This window comes from Mesorhizobium sp. B4-1-1 (genome assembly GCF_006439375.1).
Classification (GTDB): Bacteria; Pseudomonadota; Alphaproteobacteria; order Rhizobiales; family Rhizobiaceae; genus Mesorhizobium.
Map to the genome: position 1 here is coordinate 1 of NZ_VFTH01000034.1, position 20,719 is coordinate 20,719.

The window sequence follows — 20,719 nt, forward strand, 5'->3', positions numbered from 1 at the left end:
AGTAGGCAGTAGGCAGTAGGCAGTAGGCAGTAGGCAGTAGGCAGTAGGCAGTAGGCAGTAGGCAGTAGGCAGTAGAACACATCCCGAATACCGGGCGATCCGCCAACTCTTTTGCCTGCTTCCTACTGCCTTTTGCCTTACTTCAGCATCATCCGCTGCTGGTCGCGGTTGGCGGCATAACTGCTCTTGTCGTAGGCCGCCTGCGCCTGCAACTGTTCCTTGGTGAAGTTGGTGTAGAGATATTTCTTGCCGTTCTTGTCGGTCATGAATTTGAGCTTGTCCATACCGATCGCCACTTCCTTGGCGCCAATGCCGAGGAAGCCGCCGACATCAATGACCACCGCGTCCGGTTTGTTGTCGGGCGTCAGCACGACATCGCCGATCGAACCGATCTCGGCATCGTTGGCGCCATAGACGGTGGTGCCCTTGAGATCGTCACCGCGGATGTTGCCCATGGGCATCTCGGTCAGCGTCGACTTGTCGATGGAAGCGGTCTTGGTCTGGTCGGTTGCGGCCGCGCCGTTATCGGCGGGCTTGTTCTCGGCCTTGCTCTGGGCCGGCGGCGTCGCAGGTTTGTTCTCGGCCGTCGACTTGGCGGGCTCTGCCGGTTTGGCCCCCTTGTCGGAGGTCGTATCCGAAGACACCACCGCGGGCGTGGTCGCCGCAGGAGCGTTGCTCGCGGCCGTCGTCGAGCCGGGCACCGGATCATAGGCCTTGCGGTTGAAATCTGGCTGGGCCTGCAGCTCCTCCTTCGTCGTCTCGGCCACCAGCCAGCGGTCGCCGTTCTTCTCGGCCCATTTTGCCTTGGCAAAGTCATAGGTGACATTCTTGGTGCCGATGCCGAGGAAGCCACCGACGCCGATCACCAGCGACTCGGCCTTGCCGTCCTTGGCAAGCACGATGTCCTTCACGTCGCCGATCTTCTGGGCGTCGTCCGCGGTGCCGTTATAGACCGACTCCCCCATGATGTTGGTGGCGAGGTTGCCCTCGGCCTTCTTCACCGGCTCGGCCGGTGCGGCCGCCGGAGCCTGCGTTGTGGTCGTGTTGTTAGCAGGTTGCGTAGCGTCGGCCGACTGCGCTGGCGCCGGATCATAAGGCTTGCGGTCGAATGCCGGCAGAGCGTTCAGTTCATCTTTCGTGGACTTGGCGACCAGCCAGCGGTCGCCGTTCTTTTCGGCCCATTCCAGCTTGCCGTAGTCGAAAGCGACGTCCTTCTTGCCGACGCCAAGGAACCCGCCGACCCCGATGATGGCGGATTTGGCATTGCCGCTGGAATCGAAGACGACATCATCGACCTTGCCGATGTCCTGCGCGTCGTCGCCGGTGCCGTTATACACAGACTCGCCGATGATATTCGTCATCAGCGCGCCGTCCGAGCGCATCACCGGAGCCGGATTTTCAGCGGCCGGGGCCTGGGCGGGAGCGGGCGTAGCCGTCTGCGCAAAGGCGCCGGTTGCAAGCAGCGTTGCCAGCGCGGTGGTCGCAAAAAGGGTGCGGATCATCATAGTCTCTCCTCGTGCCTGATCTGTGCATTGCGCTTTCTCGGCCAGCCTCTGGGGGCGGGTCGGGAGCGGCAGTGTCGATAGGTTCACAACGTCGTGACCGGGGTGTTGTTCCAACCAACGCATTCACGACTGGCTGGAATCCTGAACCTCGGGTGGAACCTTTGCGGCCGCATCTTCGTTGCGGCGTGCGGCTGAGGGTCTGCCGGCTTAAACTGACCTGAAGGCAATACGGAGTGGTGCATGCGGTTTGCTGCGGTGCTGAACCAGGACGGCGGCACGCTCCGCACCATCGATTTGGAAGCATTTTCCGAGCAGCTGCGTCAGACGCTGGAAGCGGCGGGACATTCGGTCGATATCGGTATCGTCGCCGGCCGCGACATCGCCACGGCGCTGGAGAAGGCCATCGCCAGGCGGAACATCGACGTCGTTCTTGCCGGAGGCGGCGACGGCACGATTTCCACTGCGGCGTCCCTCCTCATGAACAAGAAGAAGGTCCTGGCCATCCTGCCCGCCGGTACGATGAACCTCTTCGCGCGCGGCCTGGGCATTCCGCAGACACTGGAAGCCGCCCTGGAATCCTTTGCCGATGGCGAGGTGATCGCAGTCGATATGGCCAGCGCCAACGGCCAGCCTTTCGTGCACCAGTTCTCCGTCGGCATGCACGCCGAGATGGTTCAGCTGCGTGAAAAGATGGACTTCGGCTCGCGCCTTGGAAAGATGCGGGCATCCGTGCGCGCCGCATGGGCGGCGATCAACAATCCGCCCGCCCTCAAGGTCAGCCTGAGCGTGGGCAAGGCCGAGATCGTCACCCGCACCACCGGCATCGGTATCTCCAACAATCTGTTCGGCGAAGGCCATCTGCCCTATGCCGACAACCCGGCCGGGGGCGTGCTCGGCATCTATGTCAGCGTCGCGCGCCGGCGTCATCACTTGGCAAAACTCCTGCTGGACATGCTACGCGGCAGGCTGCGCCACAGCGCGCATGTCGAAGTGCATCAGGCAGGCAGGGCTGTGCTGAAGATCCATTCGCCCGCCAAAAAGTTCAGCGCGGTGCTGGATGGCGAACTGATCAGGCTGGAGCGCGAAACGACGATCGAAATTCACCCCGGCGCGCTGAAAGTGCTCGTACCGGCAAGCAATTCGCAGGCAAGAGCGGCGTGATGGGGATCAACCGCCCTGGACGGATTTCTGTGCCGCGGGCGGCGCTTCCGGCACGGCCTGCTGCGTCGTCGGCGACTTGATCAGCTCGCCGTAAATCTCGACTGCCCCCCACGCGATGAAGGCGAGCAGCAGCCCGGCGATGAGGATCCTGAGCGCATGCCAACCCCAATGCCCCTGGCGTGCTTTGTCTTCAGGTACGATCTTGGTCACTCTTGGCCTCCATGCTGCGCGGCGGCGGGCGCTTTACGTACGGTCGGGTAACGGGTCTTGATCGGGAAGGTTCCGAGCCAAGGAATGACATCCGCCGCCTTGCCCAGGTCAGCGACGTTGGCCGCGAGTTCCGCCGGCGTCCCTCGCCCGCAGGAAAGATGCCGCCGAGCCTGAGGTCCCGGCGTTTCCTGAAGCGCTTACGACATGTCCTGCGGGTCCTGCTTCGGTGGCGTGGGCTTGGCGTTCTCGCGATAGATGGCGTAGGCGACGACCGCCAAGGCGGGCACGATGACGGCTCCTAGCCCGCCCTTGCTCTTGGCAATGGCCGGAAGCAGGGCAAGTGCCGCGGTAACGCCCAGCGCGGTCATGTCGGCCTGCCGCCGTCTTGCGCGCCGCCTGCTGCGCATGCTGGTCGTCAGCTTTTGAATGACAAGGATGAGCCCGGCAACCACCAGGAAGCCGATGCCGAAGCCGAGACTGGTCGCCAGAGGTCCGTAGCGCGCCGCCAGCCAGACATAGGCGGCGCCGATGAGGAAACCGACGCCGCACAGAGCAAAAACGGCGGCAAGTCCATAAAGGATTGCCGTCGTCCGCGCCCTGTGCAAGGCGGCCATGGCCTCGCCCGAGGCGAGGGCCGAGATCAGCGAGACAAGCGTCCCCATCTGCGGCTAGCGGCGGGAAAGCAGGGCGAAGAGGAAACCGACGCCCGCCGCGATGGCCAGCGACGTCACCGGCTTCTCGCGCACTTTGGCGATCAGTTGCGCTTCGATGTCCTCGGCATTTCCCCGCATGCTCTCGAACGCGGCTTCGCCCTGCGCCCGCAATTGCTCGACGCCATCCGAGGCGGCGCGACGGGCCGCGCCATAGCCGTGTTGACCGGTCTTGGCGAGCTGCTCCGTAAGTTTTTGGATATCCACCTTCAGCTGCTCGATATCGGCCTCGAGATCGGCGGTGGTTGCTTGGTCCGTTGCGGATTTGCCTGCGGCGGTTGCCATTCTCTAACTCCTTGGGTTTGCGTTGGTTTCAACGCCCGTCCAGCGCCATGGTTCCGGTCGTCGCGACCCCTAAGCATCCTAGATGAGTGGCCTGCGTTCCTCGCCCAGTCCCTCCCATCGGGCAAGCTTCTTCAGTCCATCATAGTCGATCACTTCGCAGCCGCCATCTCGCCACATCACGAGCTTGCGGTCCATCAGCTTGCGGATGGTCTTGTTGGTATGGACCAGCGAAAGGCCGAGCGTATCGGCGATATGCTGTTGTGTGATCGGAATCTGCACCGGTGTCTTGCCATTCAATCCGGCGCTGCGCGCCCGACCGGCGATGAAGGCGACGAGATAGGCCGCTCGTTCGAGCGCGGTGCGGCGGCCTATGCTGAGCAGGTTCTCGTCCAGCATGCGCTCCTCGCGCGACGCGATCCAGGTGATATCATAGGCAAGGCCGGGATGGTTGCGATAGAGTTCCTGCAACTGGTCGCGTTCGAAGACGCACAGCAGCATCTGCGACAGCGCCTCGACAGAATGCTGCATCTCGCCCATTAGGCTTCCCTGCAGGCCGATGAGGTCGCCGGGCATGGAAAAATTGAGGATCTGCCGACGTCCGTCGGGCAAAAGCTTGTAGCGGAACGCCCAGCCGGACAGCACAGTGTAGAGATGCGCGCTGTGGCTGCCTTCGACCAGGACTGTCGACCCCTTGTCGACCGCAAGTTCACCGCGCTTGAAGGTGCCGATGAATGACAATTCCTGCTTGTCGAACTCACGGAACGCCGGCAAGGGCCGCAATGGGCACTTTTCACAAGGATATTGACGGCTGGCAACCGCGCGTGTGCTTTGGCCGGACATTTCGACCCCTCTTCGAAATCCCTGCCCTTATGGGCGCAAGGAAACGCTTGAGACCGGCAGGGGTTCCGTGAGGCTGGGACCCCATGTCTTTTTTAAATGACATGGCGGCCAATTCCGCGCATGAGTGCGGCCCTGCCGAGGAGACACTGATAAGTGCCAGCACTGCTTGATGGACTGCGTATTCTCGTTCTGGAAGACGAGTTCCTGATCGCGATGGACGTCGAGCAGCTTTGCCGCGACCACGGCGCCGCGGATGTGACGATCGTGCGTGAGCTCGGCGAGATCGACGGGCGGGCGCTGCCTGCGCGCTTCGACGTGGCGGTTGTCGACCTGATGCTCGGCGGCGTCTCGACCCTGGATTTCGCCGCGCGGCTGCGCAGCGAGGGCGTGCCGTTCGTATTTGCCTCCGGCTATTCGGATTCGGACGAGATCAAGGGTTCGTTCCCGGATATCCGGCTGATCGCCAAGCCCTACTCGGGCGACGATCTGATCGAAGCCGTGGCCATGGCCTGCGGCCGGGCCGCCCCGGCCTGAGGCCATCCTTGCAGTCGCAATCGTAACCGGTCGGTTCAAGCCGCGTTCGAACCTGTGACCTGCGCCGAGATCGCGTCGGGCCCGAACTCGTCCTCTCCGGAGATCTTGAGGATCTCCTGCAGCCTCGCGCGCGCCCGGCTGACGCGGCTCTTGATCGTGCCGACCGCGCAGCCGCAGATCTCGGCGGCTTCTTCATAGGAGAAGCCGGAGGCGCCGATCAGGATGATGGCTTCGCGCTGGTCCTCGGGCAGTTGCTCGAGCGCGCCGCGGAAATCCTTGAGGTCGAGCTGGCCGTGCTGGGACGGGTGGACGGCAAGCCTGGCCGTCATGATGCCGTCGCTGTCCTGAACTTCGCGGCCGCGCTTACGCATCTGCGAATAGAATTCGTTGCGCAGGATGGTGAACAGCCAAGCCTTCAGATTGGTGCCTGGCTGGAAGCTCTCATGCTTGTCCCACGCCTTGACCAGCGTTTCCTGGACGAGGTCGTCGGCCCTGTCGGCATTCTGCGTCAGCGACACGGCAAAGGCGCGAAGGCTCGGGATCGCACCGAGCAACTCGGTCTTGAAGTCCTGGGATACCGCCGCCATGCCTCAGTCCTTTTTCTGGGCAGGTTCGGTCTGTTCCAGTTGGCTGAGCAACTGAGCGAAACGGTCCGGCACATGGTCCGAGACCAACTCGTCATAATATTGTTTGAGCTTGCGGGCTATTTCTGAGTTTGCCCCAAGCGGATTGCCGTCCCCGTTCCGATGCCTGCTTGCGGCATCAGCCAACTGTTTTTTCTTCATTTCTTTCATAGTTGCCCTAGTTTCCAGCGCCTGAACCGCTCTTCGACTTCAAACCACAACGCAAGCGGAACCTTCGTCTGGTTGCCCATCCCAAGCCTCGAAACGCCCGATCGCTAATTTAGTTCCACAGCCGGCGGAACTTTTTCCGAAAGCCGGCGTTTAACTTTCAGGGGCATGCATCAGTGCGGCCTTGAACGTGCAACGTCATCTGAGGGAGACGTCAATAATGAGTTTGTCCGCAACCATCGCGCCGCATCTTCCGTTCCTGCGCCGCTTCTCGCGGGCGGTATCGGGATCGCAGGAAAGCGGTGACGCGTTGGTCGCCGCAATGCTGGAAGCCATCATCGCCGATACCAATATCTTCCCCGAAGCCTCGAGCGACCGCATTGCGCTGTACAAGGTTTTCGCCAGACTGTTCACCTCCGTGGCCATCCGCGTGCCGCAGGAACAGGCCCAGACCGCCTGGGAGCAGCGGGCCGCGGCCAATCTGAATGCGATCGCACCCCTGCCAAGGCAGGCTTTCCTCCTGGTTGCCGTCGAGGGCTTCAGCGAGGATGAGGCGGCGGAAATCCTCGATGTAGACGAGGACGAGTTCTCGGAACTGCTTGCCCAGGCGAGCAATGAGATTTCCCGGCAGGTCGCGACCGAAGTGCTGATCATCGAGGACGAGCCGCTGATCGCCATGGATATAGAGGAGATGGTCGAGAGTCTCGGCCACCGCGTGGTCGGCACAGCGCGCACGCATGCCGAGGCTGTGGCCGTGTTCGGCAAGACGCGGCCGAAAATGGTTCTGGCCGACATCCAGCTCGCGGACGGCAGCTCGGGCATCGAAGCCGTCAACGAGATCTTGTCCTCCACGCCGGTGCCGGTGATCTTCATCACCGCCTTCCCGGAACGCCTGCTGACCGGCGAACGGCCCGAGCCGGCCTTCCTGGTCACCAAGCCGTTCAATCCCGACATGGTCAAGGCCTTGATCAGCCAGGCCCTGTTCTTCGACCGTCAGGCCAAGGCCGCCGCCTGATCTTCTTCGAGGCTTGGACCTTGAGCGTCATGCGAGGCCTTCGCGCCGCGCGTGACGCTTGGCCGTTTGCGGTCTGAAAAGCCCCTTCAAGGGGATCGTCTTTTTCAGCAAATGGTGGAACAAACGACACCGAGCCACGTTCTTTTCCCGACGTAAGAAGGAGACGCATCATGCTGTACTGGGCGCTCGTATTTCTCGTAGTTGCGATCATCGCCGGCGCGCTTGGATTCGGCGGCATCGCCGGCACATCGGCAGGCATCGCGCAGATTCTGTTCTTCGTTTTCCTCGCCTTCCTGGTGATTTCGCTCATCGCAGGCCTCTTTAGGAGAGCCTAACCGCAACACTGGAAGCCGCACCCCTCAAACGGTTTCCAGCCACCGCCGGACGGCGCCTCGAAAGAGCACCGTCCGGCGGACCGTTTTTGGAGAGCCCTGCGATTTCAGGGGCCGAGCCCCACCGCGATTTCCAGGCGCTGGCTGACGCGGAACCAGTTGCGGATTGAGCCGTTCAAGGACCGAGTACGGGATGTTCCAATGCCTTCCGAGGGTCCCACGAAAGACAGAATTGAAAAGCAGAGCGGCGACGTCATCGCAATACATCCCTCGGAGAACGGGATGCAGTTGGGGCGAGCCTTGCTCCATGCCCTGCACAACGCCGGGATTTCGGTTCTCTACCAGGACCGGCAGATGAAGACGGTCTGGGCGCGCAACATGAGCGCGCCTTGGGCGTCAGAAACAGCCGACGGCAAGGACCTGCTTTCGCCGGCGCAGGCCGAACGCATACAAGCCGCCAAGCTCAAGGTGGTGGAATCCGGCAAGGCCGACCAGCTTGAGCTCAGCATCCCGGGAAGCCAGGGTGTCCGCTGGTTCCAGCTTTGGATCGATGCCGACCGCGGCGACGCCGGCGACGTCCTCGGCGTCGTCACCACCATGGTGGAGACGACGGAGCAGAAACGCCGCGAGCAGACGCTGAAGGCGTTGCTGCGCGAAGTCAGCCATCGATCGAAAAATCTTCTGGCCATCATTCAGAGCATCGCCACTCAGACCGGGCGCTATACGGAGACGCTCGGCGAGTTCCTGGCGCGGTTTCGCGGCCGGCTGCAATCGCTGGCGTCCTCGCAGGATCTGGTCACATCCTCCAACTGGCGGGGAGCGGCGCTGCAGGAACTCGTCTCCGGCCAGGTCGGCCGCTACAGCAGCGATCTGGCCAACAGTCTGCGGTTCGCAGGCGAAAATCCCTATCTCAATCCCAATGCCGCCCTGCATATCGGCCTGGCGATGCATGAGCTGGCCGTGAATTCCGTGAGCTACGGCGCGCTGTCGCGGCCGGAGGGCCATGTCGAGGTCCGCGCCAGGCTCGAGGCCGAAAACGGAACCCCGCCCAACCTTCTGCTGACCTGGACGGAGGCGGTCGGCGACACGCCGCGCAATGAGAAGCGTTTCGGCAGCGTGGCACTGGAACGCGTCGTGCCGATGTCGCTGAATGGCTCAGCGACGTTGGAAATCGGCAAGGACCGCATGGAATACCGTCTCACTGTCCCGCACGGGAATTTCGAGACGGATTGATAGCGCCGGGCGTGAGAGCAATTCCAGCAAAAGTGTGCAGCGGTCAGGCTCGGCCGCTTCGCGGTACCGTCCGTCCGGAATTGCGTCAAAACGGAGAGGGAGCGCCTTGCCGGCGAAGGCCCTTAACCGGCTGTTCACCATAAAGCCGGATCCTGTGCTCCCGGCTGACGATGCGCCGGAAACCCATCCGCGCCCCGGCGCGACCGGGGAGACTGAAATGATGGTTGCCGACATGAACAGGCTGGAGCAGGCCGCCCGCGTCTCGATGAGCGGCTTCCAGGACGCCGAGCCGCCGCCGGCGTCGCAGTCGTCGCATCTTTCGCTCCGCGTGGGCGCGATCGCGCTTCTGGCCGCCGTGGCCTTGACCGCGGCCTGGCAATTGTTCTGACCCACATGCGGCTTTGACGCCCAGACTTTAGCGCCGCCGTTTCGCGCGGAGCGCTTCAGGCTCCAGCCTGGAACTTTTGTTCGCCGAGATTCGTTGTTTACGGCGAGAGGTTTGGAGCCATTGAACACATCGCCGTATTGCTCTTCGTCGTCGGCTGTTCGAACACGACGGCCGATTGCGGGAACTCGAATTGCCCGTCAGCATCTTCGAAACCGCACAGGCTCGGCGACCTGCAGGGTCACGCCCCCAACATCATCGGCAAGTGCCTCGCCGTGGATCCCGCGCTGGAGGACGACTACGAGCGGATCGTCTGAACGTGCGGCCCGACGGCGCTGTCGCATCGCTGGAGGTGTCCGGCATGCTTGTCGCGTCGAACGGCGGACGCCCCGAAAAAGACTATGTTAGGCAACAGTAGAATCTGGCAGGCAAAGCACCTTTTTTCATGCTAAATGGTTGCTGGCACTGCCGAAAGTGAGGACAAAGTGAGGAGCAATTCTATGCGGAAGATGATCATTGCCATGTTTGCCGTGGTCGCCGTCAGCGGCTGCACCACGACCGAGCAGGACGTCGTCGGCGGCGGCCTGATCGGCGCCGGTGTGGGCGGCTTGGTCGGCGGCGGCAAGGGTGCGCTGATCGGCGCGGCCGTCGGTGCCGGGTCGGGCCTTCTGGTTCGCAACCTGCGCAACGGCTATTGCCAGTATCGCGATCATCGCGGCCGGATCTACACGGCTCGCTGCAACTAGTTCAGCACCCGAAGACCGGAGGCCGGCTGCCGGCCTCCGGTTTTTCAAAATTCAAATCGCGGATTTGCCTCACGCTGCCAGCGGGATCCTGATCTCCACCTTCAATCCGTCGGCGTGGTAGTCGCGCACGATCGTGCCACGCAATTCGCGTGTGACGTTGAGGTCTATCAACTTGGTGCCGAAGCCGGTCTTGACTGGCGCTTCCAGTTCCTTCTGACCCGCCTCGCGCCAGTTCAGGACCAGCGTCCGCTCACGACCGCGGCCTTCGACGCTCCAGACGACCTTGAGAGCCCAGCTCCCCTTGACCGAATTGGCGCCGGCCTCGCCATATTTCAGCGCGTTGGTGGCGAGTTCATGAAAGGTCAGCCCGAGCGCCTGTGTCGTCGTCTCGTCCAGCAGCACTTGCGGCCCTGACAACACGCCTTCGGGAAGGTCCTTGCCGAACACTTGCCCGAGTTCGATGCGCAGCAGGTCGCCGAGATCGGCTTTCTGCCAGCGCGAGCGCGTGAGCATATCCTGCGATGCCGCCATGGCCTGCAGGCGCGCCGAAAACGATGCCGAAAACTCCTTGACGTCGGTGGCTTGCGAGGCCGTCTGCCGCGCGATCGCAAGCACGCGCGTAATCGAATTCTTGATGCGGTGCTTCATCTCCTGCAGGATCAGGTCCTTTTCCAGCAGGCTCTTTTCGGTCGTCTCGTGCAGCGCCGATTTCGCGTCATAGGCGCGTTCCTGATAGCGCGCCACCAAGGCGATGGCGCCGGCGAGCAGCAGGCCGAACAGCCCGAGCATCACCGGAATGGCGCGCGAGGACGGCGGCTCGAAGGCGCTTGTCGGCCGAAACAACAAGGTCCACGGCTGGCCCGCCACGACGATATCGCGGCGCGCCAAAAGCTTCGCGCCGATGCGTTCTGCCGGCGGAGCTTCCGACCGGAACAACAAATTGCCGGCCTCGGGCTTGCCGTCATAGACCTCGACATTGACCGGCAGCAGCGGCGAATGGTTGAGCGCGACCTGGAACAGGTCCTGCGCGCGGAAGGCGGCGTAAAGAAAACCGGCCGTGGAGGAGCGGCTTGCATTGATCACGTCAGGCGCGGTTTCGACGTTCAGCCGCACGAAAACCAGGAATCCCGTGAAGGTCTGCGTCACGCCAGCGCCCTGGCCGAGCTGGACCATGCCGCTAGCATGCTGCTGATCATCCGCCATCGCCTTTTCGATGGCCGCGCGCCGTACCGGCTCGGTGAACATGTCGAAGCCGATGATCGACTGGTTGGACGTATCGAGCGGCTCGAACAGCACGATCGGCGTGCGCCATTGCTGCGTCGTGGCGGGATAGATCGGATGCGCCGACCCATGGTCGTGCAGGATGTCGCGTTCCACCGCCGCCTCGTCGCCGGTTTTGGCGAGCCTCAGGAAGCCGACGCCGCGCAGCCCCGCGAAATTGTCGTCGATGTCGAGCGCGGTGAAGAAGGCCTTGAATTCGCCGCGCGAGATGTCGCCGTTGCGGGCATCGAACAGCGCCTGTGTCGAACGCAGCAGCGACAGATGCAGGTCGATGCGGCTCTCGATACGGCTCAGCGCGTCATCGGCGGTGCCCTCGAACTTGATCCGAGCCGCCTCCTGCGTCGCGAAATAGGCAAACCCCGCCATCGTCAGGCTGATCAGCGCGACGGCGACGAAGGCAACGATCGGAAAGAGCTTCTTCAAATCAAGGATGCGGCCCGTGGACGGTCGACGACCTTTATGGGCAAGTCCCCGCGCCAACACAATGGCGCGGTCAAATCATCACCGCGGCTGGTACATCACGCAGCCGTTAATTAGCCGGCTATTATCACGCCGCGATCTTCAGCGCGCCTGGACCCGGAATGGCGCCTGGCGGGCATTTGCCCAGGATGATCATTCCGAGCACCTCGTCCTGGGTGACGTCTGTGGTGCGCGCGGTCCCGACCACTTGGCCGTTCTTCATCACGCAGACCCGGTCGGCGAGCTCGAACACGTCGTGGATGTCGTGGCTGATCAGGAAGATGCCGATGCCATCGGCCTTGAGCTGCTTGACCAGTTCGCCGACTTGCGCCGTCTCTTGCGGACCGAGCGCCGCCGTCGGCTCGTCCATGATCAGGATGCGGGCGTTGAACAGGATCGCGCGCGCGATCGCCACCGACTGCCGCTGTCCGCCCGACAGCTTGATGACCGGTTCCTTGAAGCGCTGGAAGCGTGGATTGAGGCGGCCCATCACCTTGCGCGCCTCGGCTTCCATGGCGACGTCGTCGAGCGTGCCCCAGCCCGTCATCAGCTCGCGGCCGAGGAACAGGTTGGCGGCGGCATCGACATTGTCGGCCAGCGCCAGCGTCTGGTAGATCGTCTCGACGCCATATTTCTTGGCATCGCGCGGATTGGAGATCGAAGCCTCCTCGCCATTGATGAATATCTGCCCGCTGTCGCGCTTGTAGGCGCCGGACAGGATCTTGATCAGCGTCGATTTGCCCGCGCCATTGTGGCCGAGCAGCGCCATCACTTCGCCGGGGAAAAGATCGACGGAGGCGTCGTCGACGGCGCGGATGCCGCCGAAGGCGATCGAGATGTTGCGCATGTCGACCAGCGGAACGCCGGTGGGAGCGATTTTGTCAGCCATGGTCCCTCTCCTCCCTATAGTCCATGCTTGAGCATGATCTCGTCCGAAAAACCGGTTTCCACTTTTTGCTTCGCTGACCTTCGGTTCGGAATCATGCTCAGACGCGCTTGCGATAGATGGTGTCGAGCCAGACCGCGACGACCAGTACCGCGCCGACGACGATGCTCTGCAGCGGCGAATCGACGCCAAGCAGCACCATGCCGGACTGCAGCGACTGCATCAGCAATGCGCCCAGCATGGCGCCGAGCACGGTGCCGGAACCGCCGGCGAGCGACGTGCCGCCGATGACTGCCGCGGCAATGACCAGCAGTTCGTCCAGCGTCCCCAGCACATTTGTCGCGGAGTTCTGCCTGGCCGACGAGATCGCCGCCGCGATCGTCGCCAGCACGCCCATGATCATGAACACCTTCATGGTGATCCAGCGTGTGTTGATGCCGGCGAGATTGGCTGCTTCCGGATTGCCGCCGATGGCGAAGACGTAGCGGCCGAAACGCGTGCGCTTGGTGACGAAGGTCATGATCAGGCCGACGGCAACGGCCATCAGCACCGGAATGGCGATGCCATGCGCGATGAACAGCCCGCCTTCGGGAACGGTGATGTTGTTGGCGGCGGCGTAGCGGTTCACGATGCCGACCGGCCACGGATAGGAATTGGCGAGCCACACCGCGCCCAGGATGACCGCGCAGGTGACAGTGGCGAGCAGCGTCTCGGCCCAGACCGGACGCAGCGGGAAGCGGAAGCGCTTGCGCTGCACGCGGCCGTTGAAATGCATGAAGACAACCGCCAGGCAGGCGACGATGCCGACGGCCCAACTCCATCTGGCGCCGATCGAGCCCGCCGGGCCGCCGCCCATCAGCTGGAACGTAGCGTCGAGCGGCGCCACCGTCTGGCCGCTGGTGACCCACCAGGCAGCGCCACGCCATACCAGCAATCCGCCCAGCGTCACGATGAAGGCCGGCACTTCGAGATAGGCGATGATGAAGCCCTGGAAGGCGCCGATGATGAGGCCGAGCGCCAGGCCGATCAGCAATGCCAGCACCCAGATCCACGGATTGCCCAGGTCAAGCCCGACAAAGCGCACGAGGAAATGCACCTGGGCAAAGCCCATGACCATGCCGATCACCCCTTCGGCCGATCCGACCGACAGGTCGATGTTGCGCATGACGATGACCAGCACCATGCCGGAGGCCATGATCGCCACGGCCGAAGTCTGAACCGACAGGTTCCACAGGTTGCGCGGCGTGAGAAACGTGCGGCTGTCGAAGTCGAGTGGATTGACGCCGAGGCGCAGGCTGGAAATCACATGCAGCCCGATCCAGATCAAGAGCAGCGCGCCGATCATGCCGAGCATGCGGGTGTCGAGCTCGGTCGCCTTCAGGAACCGGGCGACGGCGCCGAGTTCCGACGCGCGCGCGGTGTCCGCCGGTTGGGTAGACGTCGTGTCGGTCATGATTTCCTCCCGCCCGGCCTGCCCGTCTGGCGCGGAATGCCTGGCCAAGCCTAGAAGCTATCCGCCACAGGCGGAAACACAAATCTTTTTGAGAAAACGCCGCGGCTTTCAGGCCGCGGCGCAGGGATTTTGATCGAGAGCCGGCAAAACTTAGTTGCAGGCCTTGACGCTACCGGCGGCAACGCCCGCGCAGACTTCGTCCTTCTTGATCCAGCCGGCGTCGATGACGACGTTGAGATTGTCCTTGGTGATCGCAATCGGAGTCAGGAACAGCGACTTGACGGTGTTGCCGCCAGGCGTCGTGAAGTCTTTGGTGCCGGCGATGTCGCCCATCTTCTTGCCGGCGGCGAGCTGCGAGGCGATCTCGGCGGCGTTCTTGCCGAGCTCGCGCGCGTCTTTCCACACCGACACGGTCTGCGTACCGAGCGCGATGCGGTTGAGCGCCGCGTGGTCGCCGTCCTGGCCCGAGACCGGAACGGTGCCGGCCAGGCCTTGCGCCGTCAGCGCCGCGACGACGCCGCCGGCGGTGCCGTCATTGGCCGCCACGACCGCGTCGACCTTGTTGTCGTTGGCGGTCAGGAACTGCTCCATGTTCTTCTGCGCGTTGGCGGGCAGCCAACCGTCGGTGTAAGCCTCGCCGACATTCTTGATCTTGCCGCTGTCGATCGCCTCCTTCAGCACTTCCATGGAGCCCGAGAACAGGAAGTCGGCGTTCGGATCGGCGCCCGAGCCCTTGATGAAGACGTAGTTGCCTTCCGGCTTGGCCTTGAACACCTCACGGGCCTGCATGCGGCCGACTTCCTTGTTGTCGAAGGTCAGGTAGAACACGTCCTTGTTCTCGATCAGGCGGTCGTAGCCGACCACCGGAATGCCTTCATCGAGCGCCTTCTGCACCGCCGGGCCGATCGCCGAGGCATCCTGCGCCAGGATGATCAGCGCGTTGGCGCCCTGCGAGATCAGGCTTTCGACGTCGGTCAGCTGCTTGCCCGGATTGGACTGCGCGTCGGCCGAGATATACTTGTCGCCGGCAGCCTCGATGGCGGCCTTCATCGCCGCTTCGTCGGTCTTCCAGCGCTCTTCCTGGAAATTCGACCACGACACGCCGATCACCTTGTCCTTCGCCTCGGCGACCGACGCCAGCGTCAGCGACATGGCAACGCCCGCCAGAATGGCGGCTGCGAATTTCTTCATGATATCCTCCCTGCGCCCGTGCGGCGCGACCCAGACTGGCCCGAAGGCCGGCACAGAGGCTTTTTTTCGCGCCTCAAAAAAATAGTGATCCAGCAAAACGACGCTGTCAACTGCGATTCTGATGGGTTTTGATGGGCCAGGGCATTTTTTTCGGCATCCGCAATAAATAATGACACAGGCTGCGGCTTCTGCCACTATCCCTAGCATGTCACCGACAGGCCATGGCATCATCATCACAAGGCCGCGATGACTTGGAGGACGCGCGAGACAATGTCGGTCGGAATCCGCCACGACGATTTGCGTCGGCGCAACCGTGCCATGGTGATTTCGGCCGTGCGCCGCGCCGGCCAGCCCTCGCGCACGGAGATTGCCGCCACCACCGGGCTCAGCCACTCGACCATTTCGGCGATCTCCGCCGATCTGATCCAGGAAGGCATTCTCACCGAAAGCAAGGCCAGCGAGCCGACGGCATTGAAACGCGGCCGGCCGCAGATCGGCCTGGCGCTGAACCCCGAAGCCGCCGCGGTGCTGACCGTGGTGCTGTCGCTGAACTTCCTGTCGGTCGCCGTGATCGATTATGCCGGCCAGGTGGTTGCGGAGGAGCAGCAGCGCCTGGACACGCTCGTCATGCCCCGTGACGAGCTGATCGGCGAATGCATGGCGATCGTGCGGCGCCGGATGCGGGATCCCGACCTCGACGTGGGCAGCGTCGCCCGCATCGCCATGGGCATTCAGGGCATCACCGATTCCCATTCACGCGCCATGCTGTGGTCGCCGATCACGCCGCTGACCGACATCCCCTTCGCCGACCTCCTCGAAAGCGAATTCGGTATTCCCGCCACCATGGAGAACGACTGCAACATGATGGCGGTGGCGCTGCAATGGCGCGATCCCGAGCGTTATCGCGACGACTTCATAGCCATCCTGCTCTCGCACGGTATCGGCATGGGCCTGGTGCTGAAGGGCGCGCTGTTCAGCGGCACGCATTCCTCCGGCGGCGAGTTCGGCCATATGATCCATCGTCCGGGCGGCGCGCTCTGCCGCTGCGGCCGCCGCGGCTGCGTCGAGGCCTATGCCGGCAATTACGCGATCTGGCGCAGCGCCATGGGAATAAGCGAGGATGCCACGCCGACCGACGTCGGCGACGCCCATATGCGCGCGCTGGCCGCGAAAGCCCGGCAGGAGGACGGACCCGAGCGGGAGGCTTATCGCCGGGCGGGCGAAGCGCTCGGTTTCGGCCTCGGCAGCCTGTTCGCCCTCATCGACCCGGCGCCCGTCGCCATGGTCGGCGTCAGCGCGGCCGCCTTCGACCTGATCGAGCCGGCGCTGCGAGAGGCGATCGCCCAGACCGCCGGCGGCCAGCACTCGGAATCGATCTCCTTCGACACCGAGCCGAACGAACTGCCGCTGATCCGCGAAGGCTGCGCCATGCGCGCCCTGACCTTCGTCGATCAGGAGATTTTCGCGCCAGGGGTGCAGGCAAGAGCGGGGGCCGGGAAGAACGTGGCCTGAGGACCGGGAGACCACTGAAGGACCGAGTTCGGCCTTGAGCGGGAAATCATCCCTCGGCAGCGGGTTCTCCGCGATATCGCAGCGCGTCGACCACCACCCTGAAAGCCGACGAGTTCAGCCGCCTGTTTGCATAGTAGAGATAATAGCCGGGGAGTGGGGGAACGAACGCATCGAGCACGCTGACCAGCACTCCGCGGTCGAGATGGGCCTGTACCTGGTCGAGAGGCAGCAGCCCCAGGCCGACGCCGGCAAGGGCTGCATCCAGGATGAGATCGATCGAATTGTAGGTCGCCTGGCCTTCGACGCTGACGCCGACGATCCTCCCGCCGATCTTCAGGTTCCAGGCATAGAGCTTGTTTGACGTGGGCAGGCGCAGGTTGATGCAGCGATGCTCCGTCAGTTCATTGGGCTCGAGCGGCGCGCCGCGCAATCGCAGATAGTCGGGCGAACCGACGATCGCCATCGCGATATCGGGCGAAATCCTGACGGCAATCATGTCTTTGGCCACCTGCGACCCCAGCCGCACGCCGGCATCGAAATTGTCGGCCACGACATCGGCCAGGCTGTAGTCGATGAATATCTCCACGTTCAGGTCGGGATATTGCGGCAACAGTTTCGCGATCGCCGGTGACAGGATCGTCCGAGCTGCGTGTTCAACCGATGTGATGCGGATCGTGCCGGCGGGCGTTTCCCTGAACTCGGCCAGCATCTCGATGCTCTGGTCGAGTTCGCGCAGCGTAGGCCCAAGCGTTGCCAGCAAACGCTTTCCCGCTTCCGTCGGCGCCACACTTCGTGTGGTCCTCGCCACCAGCAGGACGCCGAGACGCTCCTCAAGCCGTTTGACGATCTGGCTCAGTGTCGACTGGGAGATGCCGAGTTTCGCGGCGGCCTTGGTGAAGCTGCGTTGCTCCGCGACCACGTAGAAGGCGGCCAGGTCGGCGATCTCTTCGCGTCTCACTTATCATCCTACCAATAAGTCATAGTGGATTTTACCGGCTAATTCGATGAATTGCCACGGCCTAGAATGCAAGGGATCTCGTGCAGATGCATCGACGCCAACTCAGTGCAAGGAGTGCCATCATGGGCAAAATCAGCTTCCCCAACTCCAACAATCAGGCAATCGCCATGTCGGCCGTCATCAATTTTCCGGAAGACTTCAACGAGACCAGGACCTACCCGGCAGTCATCGTTTCGCATCCAGGCGGCGGCGTGAAGGAGCAGACGGCGGGCACCTATGCAAGGAAGCTCGCCGAACAGGGCTTCATCACCATCGCCTACGATGCCTCCTACCAGGGCGAGAGCGGCGGGCAGCCGCGCCAGCTCGAAAACCCGTCTGTCCGCACCGAAGACGTGAGCGCCGTGCTCGATTACCTGACCACGCTCCCCTATGTCGACAATGACCGTATCGGTGCGATGGGTATCTGCGCCGGCGCCGGCTATACGGCCAATGCGGCAATTGACGACCCGCGCATCAAGGCCGTCGGAACCGTGAGCGCCGTCAATATCGGCCAGATGTTCCGCAACGGTTGGGACAACAATATCAAGGATGCAGACGCCCGCGCCGTGATCGCGGTCGGCGCGGCGGCACGGACTTCCGACGCCAACGGTTCGGAGGTTGGCAGGATTCCGCTGGCGCCACTGAAGGAAGACGACGCTCCGAACGAAGAACTGCGCCAAGCCTGGGAATATTATCACACGCCCCGCGCCGAATACCCGACCGCACCCGGTTATGCGACGGCTCGCAGCCTGTCGCAGATCATTCCCTACGACGCCTATTCCAAAGCCGAGGCCTACCTCACCCAGCCGCTGCAGATCGTGGCCGGGAGCAAGGCCGGCAGCAAATGGATGAGCGACGACCTCTATAGCCGCGCCGCCAGCAAGGACAAGAGCTACCATGTCGTTGAAGGGGCCAACCACATGGATCTCTATGACGGCGAGAGATATGTCGATGAAGCAGTGTCGGTGCTGGCGCCTTTCTTCGGCAAGACGCTGCAACCCATCGGCGGAAGGTAATCGTCCAAGGGATGCGGGATCGACCAGGGTTCGTCCCCTTCGACCCGGAACAAGCGAGGTCATATGATCAAGGTTCTCATTCTCGGCGCGGGTGGCCAGATTGCCCGCCACGTCATCGACATGCTGGCGGGCGACGGTGACCTTCATCTGACCCTGTATGCCCGCAACACGGCGCGCCTTGCCGGCCTTGCCGGGCCAAATCAGAACGTTGTCCAAGGGGACGTTCTGGACGCCGCAAGGCTCGACGAAGCGATGCAGGGACAGGACATCGTCTACGCCAATCTGACCGGCGCGGACCTCGACAGGCAGGCGCGGGCCGTGATCGCCGCCATGAAGAAGGCCGGCATCAGGCGACTGATCTTCATTCTGGCGCTCGGCATCTATGACGAAGTGTCCGGCAAGTTCGGCGAATGGAACGCCGCCATGATCGGCGAGGACCTGAAACCCTTCCGGCGCGCCGGAGACGCCATCGAGGCCTCCGGTCTCGAATACACGATCCTGCGGCCCGCATGGCTGATGGATGAGGCGGTCATCGACTATGAAACGACCGCGCGCAACGAGCCATTCAAGGGCACGTCGGTATCGCGCGTCAGCGTGGCCGATCTGGTTGCTCGGATTGTCCGAGCGCCGGATCGGCATGTCGGCGAAAATCTCGGCGTCGACAAGCCGGGCACGGATGGCGACAAGCCCGATTTCATGTGAAGCGGCGGCGGGGCAGAGGGCGGTTCCCAGTAAACGGTGAACCGCTCTAATCCTCCCTGATCGCGTAACCCGCCCCGCGGATGGTGCGGATGACGTCCGGCATGCGGCCGTTGTTGACCGCCTTGCGCAGGCGCCCGACATGGACGTCCACGGTGCGCTCGTCGATATAGATCGTCTCGCCCCAGACATTGTCGAGCAGCTGGCTGCGCGAGAACACTCGGCCGGGATGGCGCATCATGAATTCGAGCAGGCGGAACTCGGTCGGGCCGAGCCTGATCTCGCTCTTCTTGCGGTAGACGCGGTGCGATTCGCGGTCGAGCACGATGTCGCCGACCTTGAGCACGCTGGACAGCACCTCCGGCTTGGCGCGGCGCAGCAGCGCCTTGACGCGCGCCATGAACTCCGGCGTCGAGAACGGCTTGACCAGATAGTCGTCGGCGCCGGTCGAGAGGCCGCGCACGCGGTCGCTTTCCTCGCCGCGGGCCGTCAGCATGATGATCGGCAGCCGCTCGGTCTCGGGCCGCATCCTGAGACGCCGGCAGAGCTCGATGCCAGAAACCGCCGGCACCATCCAGTCGAGCACGAGCATGTCGGGAACGTTTTCCTGAAGGCGGATTTCGGCCTCGTCGCCGCGGGTCACCACTTCGACCTGGTAACCCTCGGATTCGAGATTGTAGCGGAGTAGCACCCCCAGCGGCTCCTCGTCCTCCACCACCATGATGCGTGGCGCGATCATTGGGGTAACCTTTTCGTCAGGCCGCCGGCGCCGACATTGCGGTCTCGTCCTGCTTCGGACGATTGGCGGGCAATTGCGTGCCGGTCAGCACATAATAGGCGTTCTCGGCGATGTTGGTCACATGGTCGCCGATGCGCTCGAGATTCTTGGCGCAGAACAGAAGATGCGTGCAAGCGGTGATGTTGCGCGGGTCTTCCATCATGTAGGTCAACAGCTCACGGAAGACGGAGGTGTATTTGACGTCGATGCGCTCGTCGTCGTTGCGAAGCTTGGCCAGCGCCGTGGCATCGCCCACCATATATTCCTGGATCACGGCCTGGACCTGGATCAGCACCATCTGCGCCATGGAATCGATCGAATGCGTGAGGTCGCGCGGCGCGGCGCTGACGCCGACCGAGCCGACGCGCTTGGCGATGTTCTTGGCGAGATCGCCGATGCGTTCGAGGTCGCCCGCCATACGGATCGAGCCGACCACGTTGCGCAGGTCGTCCGCCATCGGCTGCCGCTTGGCGATCAGCGTGATGGCGCGGTCGTCGAGCTCGCGCTGACGAGCGTCCATGATGGCGTCGTCGGAGACGACGCGCTGCGCCAGCGCATTGTCGGTCTCGAGCAACGCCTTGGTCGCGCCGCCGACCATCGAGCTGGCGAGATCGCCCATGTCGTTGATGAGCCGGCTGATCTGCCTCAGATCCTCGTCGAAGGAGGCGACGGTATGTTCGGCCATGATGATGTCCTCGTA

Annotated in this window: 24 protein-coding genes; 10 read left to right on the forward strand and 14 right to left on the reverse strand. The window is 63.2% G+C overall.

What is annotated here, in order from left to right; all coding sequences use genetic code 11:
• Nucleotides 1-137 precede the first annotated feature (137 nt).
• On the reverse strand, nucleotides 138-1,502 hold the full coding sequence (locus tag FJW10_RS28475) for a PRC-barrel domain-containing protein (RefSeq protein WP_140902545.1): 1,365 nt from the start codon (nucleotides 1,500-1,502) through the stop codon (nucleotides 138-140).
• A gap of 243 nt (nucleotides 1,503-1,745) precedes the next feature.
• Here FJW10_RS28475 and FJW10_RS28480 point away from each other — a divergent pair, with 243 nt between their 5' ends.
• Nucleotides 1,746-2,666 carry a diacylglycerol kinase family protein gene (locus FJW10_RS28480; protein ID WP_140902546.1) on the forward strand — a complete coding sequence of 307 codons (921 nt, stop codon included), beginning with the start codon at nucleotides 1,746-1,748 and terminating at the stop codon, nucleotides 2,664-2,666.
• A gap of 6 nt (nucleotides 2,667-2,672) precedes the next feature.
• Here the strand turns inward: FJW10_RS28480 and FJW10_RS28485 are convergent, their stop codons facing one another.
• The 4 genes from FJW10_RS28485 to FJW10_RS28500 form a co-directional block, all read right to left on the reverse strand.
• Nucleotides 2,673-2,876 carry a hypothetical protein gene (locus FJW10_RS28485; protein WP_140835070.1) on the reverse strand — a complete coding sequence of 68 codons (204 nt, stop codon included), beginning with the start codon at nucleotides 2,874-2,876 and terminating at the stop codon, nucleotides 2,673-2,675.
• A gap of 197 nt (nucleotides 2,877-3,073) precedes the next feature.
• Nucleotides 3,074-3,538 carry a phage holin family protein gene (locus tag FJW10_RS28490; RefSeq protein ID WP_140902547.1) on the reverse strand — a complete coding sequence of 155 codons (465 nt, stop codon included), beginning with the start codon at nucleotides 3,536-3,538 and terminating at the stop codon, nucleotides 3,074-3,076.
• Nucleotides 3,539-3,544: 6 nt separating this feature from the next.
• The gene (locus FJW10_RS28495) at nucleotides 3,545-3,871 is read right to left on the reverse strand and encodes a DUF883 family protein (RefSeq protein WP_140835068.1); all 327 of its coding nucleotides are present in this window, start codon (nucleotides 3,869-3,871) and stop codon (nucleotides 3,545-3,547) included.
• Between the two features lie 78 nt (nucleotides 3,872-3,949).
• Nucleotides 3,950-4,711, reverse strand: coding sequence for a Crp/Fnr family transcriptional regulator (locus tag FJW10_RS28500; RefSeq protein WP_140902548.1), 762 nt, complete (start codon nucleotides 4,709-4,711; stop codon nucleotides 3,950-3,952).
• A 153-nt stretch (nucleotides 4,712-4,864) separates the two neighbouring features.
• On the opposite strand from FJW10_RS28500, the gene FJW10_RS28505 reads away from it, so the two are divergent.
• Nucleotides 4,865-5,245: a response regulator gene (locus FJW10_RS28505; protein ID WP_140902549.1), complete on the forward strand. Its 381-nt coding sequence runs from the start codon at nucleotides 4,865-4,867 to the stop codon at nucleotides 5,243-5,245.
• A gap of 35 nt (nucleotides 5,246-5,280) precedes the next feature.
• Here FJW10_RS28505 and FJW10_RS28510 read toward each other — a convergent pair whose 3' ends face one another.
• Both FJW10_RS28510 and FJW10_RS28515 read right to left on the reverse strand, forming a co-directional pair.
• A complete protein-coding gene (locus FJW10_RS28510; RefSeq protein WP_140835066.1) occupies nucleotides 5,281-5,832 on the reverse strand; it encodes an RNA polymerase sigma factor in 552 nt (183 codons plus the stop codon).
• A 3-nt stretch (nucleotides 5,833-5,835) separates the two neighbouring features.
• Nucleotides 5,836-6,039, reverse strand: a complete 204-nt coding sequence (locus FJW10_RS28515) for a NepR family anti-sigma factor (protein ID WP_140648115.1) — start codon at nucleotides 6,037-6,039, stop codon at nucleotides 5,836-5,838.
• A 217-nt stretch (nucleotides 6,040-6,256) separates the two neighbouring features.
• Here FJW10_RS28515 and FJW10_RS28520 point away from each other — a divergent pair, with 217 nt between their 5' ends.
• The 5 genes from FJW10_RS28520 to FJW10_RS28540 all read left to right on the forward strand — a co-directional run bounded on the left by FJW10_RS28520 (nucleotide 6,257) and on the right by FJW10_RS28540 (nucleotide 9,747).
• Nucleotides 6,257-7,051: a response regulator gene (locus tag FJW10_RS28520; RefSeq protein ID WP_140835065.1), complete on the forward strand. Its 795-nt coding sequence runs from the start codon at nucleotides 6,257-6,259 to the stop codon at nucleotides 7,049-7,051.
• A gap of 170 nt (nucleotides 7,052-7,221) precedes the next feature.
• Complete coding sequence (locus tag FJW10_RS28525; RefSeq protein WP_108606680.1) at nucleotides 7,222-7,386, forward strand: DUF1328 domain-containing protein; 165 nt, start codon at nucleotides 7,222-7,224, stop codon at nucleotides 7,384-7,386.
• A gap of 279 nt (nucleotides 7,387-7,665) precedes the next feature.
• Nucleotides 7,666-8,616, forward strand: coding sequence for a PAS domain-containing sensor histidine kinase (locus FJW10_RS28530; RefSeq protein WP_246674395.1), 951 nt, complete (start codon nucleotides 7,666-7,668; stop codon nucleotides 8,614-8,616).
• A gap of 217 nt (nucleotides 8,617-8,833) precedes the next feature.
• Nucleotides 8,834-9,004, forward strand: a complete 171-nt coding sequence (locus FJW10_RS30600; protein ID WP_181177696.1) for a hypothetical protein — start codon at nucleotides 8,834-8,836, stop codon at nucleotides 9,002-9,004.
• 497 nt (nucleotides 9,005-9,501) lie between these two features.
• Complete coding sequence (locus FJW10_RS28540; protein ID WP_140835063.1) at nucleotides 9,502-9,747, forward strand: YMGG-like glycine zipper-containing protein; 246 nt, start codon at nucleotides 9,502-9,504, stop codon at nucleotides 9,745-9,747.
• 69 nt (nucleotides 9,748-9,816) lie between these two features.
• On the opposite strand, the gene FJW10_RS28545 is transcribed toward FJW10_RS28540, so the two are convergent.
• The 4 genes from FJW10_RS28545 to xylF form a co-directional block, all read right to left on the reverse strand.
• Complete coding sequence (locus FJW10_RS28545) at nucleotides 9,817-11,451, reverse strand: CHASE domain-containing protein (RefSeq protein WP_140835062.1); 1,635 nt, start codon at nucleotides 11,449-11,451, stop codon at nucleotides 9,817-9,819.
• Nucleotides 11,452-11,575: 124 nt separating this feature from the next.
• On the reverse strand, nucleotides 11,576-12,376 hold the full coding sequence (locus FJW10_RS28550) for an ATP-binding cassette domain-containing protein (protein ID WP_140902550.1): 801 nt from the start codon (nucleotides 12,374-12,376) through the stop codon (nucleotides 11,576-11,578).
• 97 nt (nucleotides 12,377-12,473) lie between these two features.
• Nucleotides 12,474-13,826: a sugar ABC transporter permease gene (locus FJW10_RS28555; protein ID WP_140902551.1), complete on the reverse strand. Its 1,353-nt coding sequence runs from the start codon at nucleotides 13,824-13,826 to the stop codon at nucleotides 12,474-12,476.
• 150 nt (nucleotides 13,827-13,976) lie between these two features.
• On the reverse strand, nucleotides 13,977-15,017 hold the full coding sequence (gene xylF, locus FJW10_RS28560; protein WP_140902552.1) for a D-xylose ABC transporter substrate-binding protein: 1,041 nt from the start codon (nucleotides 15,015-15,017) through the stop codon (nucleotides 13,977-13,979).
• Between the two features lie 270 nt (nucleotides 15,018-15,287).
• On the opposite strand from xylF, the gene FJW10_RS28565 reads away from it, so the two are divergent.
• A complete protein-coding gene (locus FJW10_RS28565; protein ID WP_140835058.1) occupies nucleotides 15,288-16,529 on the forward strand; it encodes an ROK family protein in 1,242 nt (413 codons plus the stop codon).
• Nucleotides 16,530-16,575: 46 nt separating this feature from the next.
• Here FJW10_RS28565 and FJW10_RS28570 read toward each other — a convergent pair whose 3' ends face one another.
• The gene (locus tag FJW10_RS28570) at nucleotides 16,576-17,487 is read right to left on the reverse strand and encodes a LysR family transcriptional regulator (protein ID WP_140902553.1); all 912 of its coding nucleotides are present in this window, start codon (nucleotides 17,485-17,487) and stop codon (nucleotides 16,576-16,578) included.
• Between the two features lie 122 nt (nucleotides 17,488-17,609).
• On the opposite strand from FJW10_RS28570, the gene FJW10_RS28575 reads away from it, so the two are divergent.
• Both FJW10_RS28575 and FJW10_RS28580 read left to right on the forward strand, forming a co-directional pair.
• Nucleotides 17,610-18,542 (forward strand): alpha/beta hydrolase, encoded by a 933-nt coding sequence (locus FJW10_RS28575; RefSeq protein WP_140902554.1) that lies wholly within the window; start codon nucleotides 17,610-17,612, stop codon nucleotides 18,540-18,542.
• A 63-nt stretch (nucleotides 18,543-18,605) separates the two neighbouring features.
• Entirely contained in the window at nucleotides 18,606-19,244 is a 639-nt protein-coding gene (locus FJW10_RS28580; protein WP_140902555.1) for an SDR family oxidoreductase, read from the forward strand.
• Between the two features lie 46 nt (nucleotides 19,245-19,290).
• On the opposite strand, the gene phoB is transcribed toward FJW10_RS28580, so the two are convergent.
• Together phoB and phoU are read right to left on the reverse strand one after the other, a co-directional pair.
• A complete protein-coding gene (gene phoB / locus FJW10_RS28585; protein WP_140835054.1) occupies nucleotides 19,291-19,980 on the reverse strand; it encodes a phosphate regulon transcriptional regulator PhoB in 690 nt (229 codons plus the stop codon).
• Nucleotides 19,981-19,996: 16 nt separating this feature from the next.
• On the reverse strand, nucleotides 19,997-20,704 hold the full coding sequence (phoU, locus tag FJW10_RS28590) for a phosphate signaling complex protein PhoU (RefSeq protein ID WP_140835053.1): 708 nt from the start codon (nucleotides 20,702-20,704) through the stop codon (nucleotides 19,997-19,999).
• Between the last annotated feature and the right edge of the window lie 15 nt (nucleotides 20,705-20,719).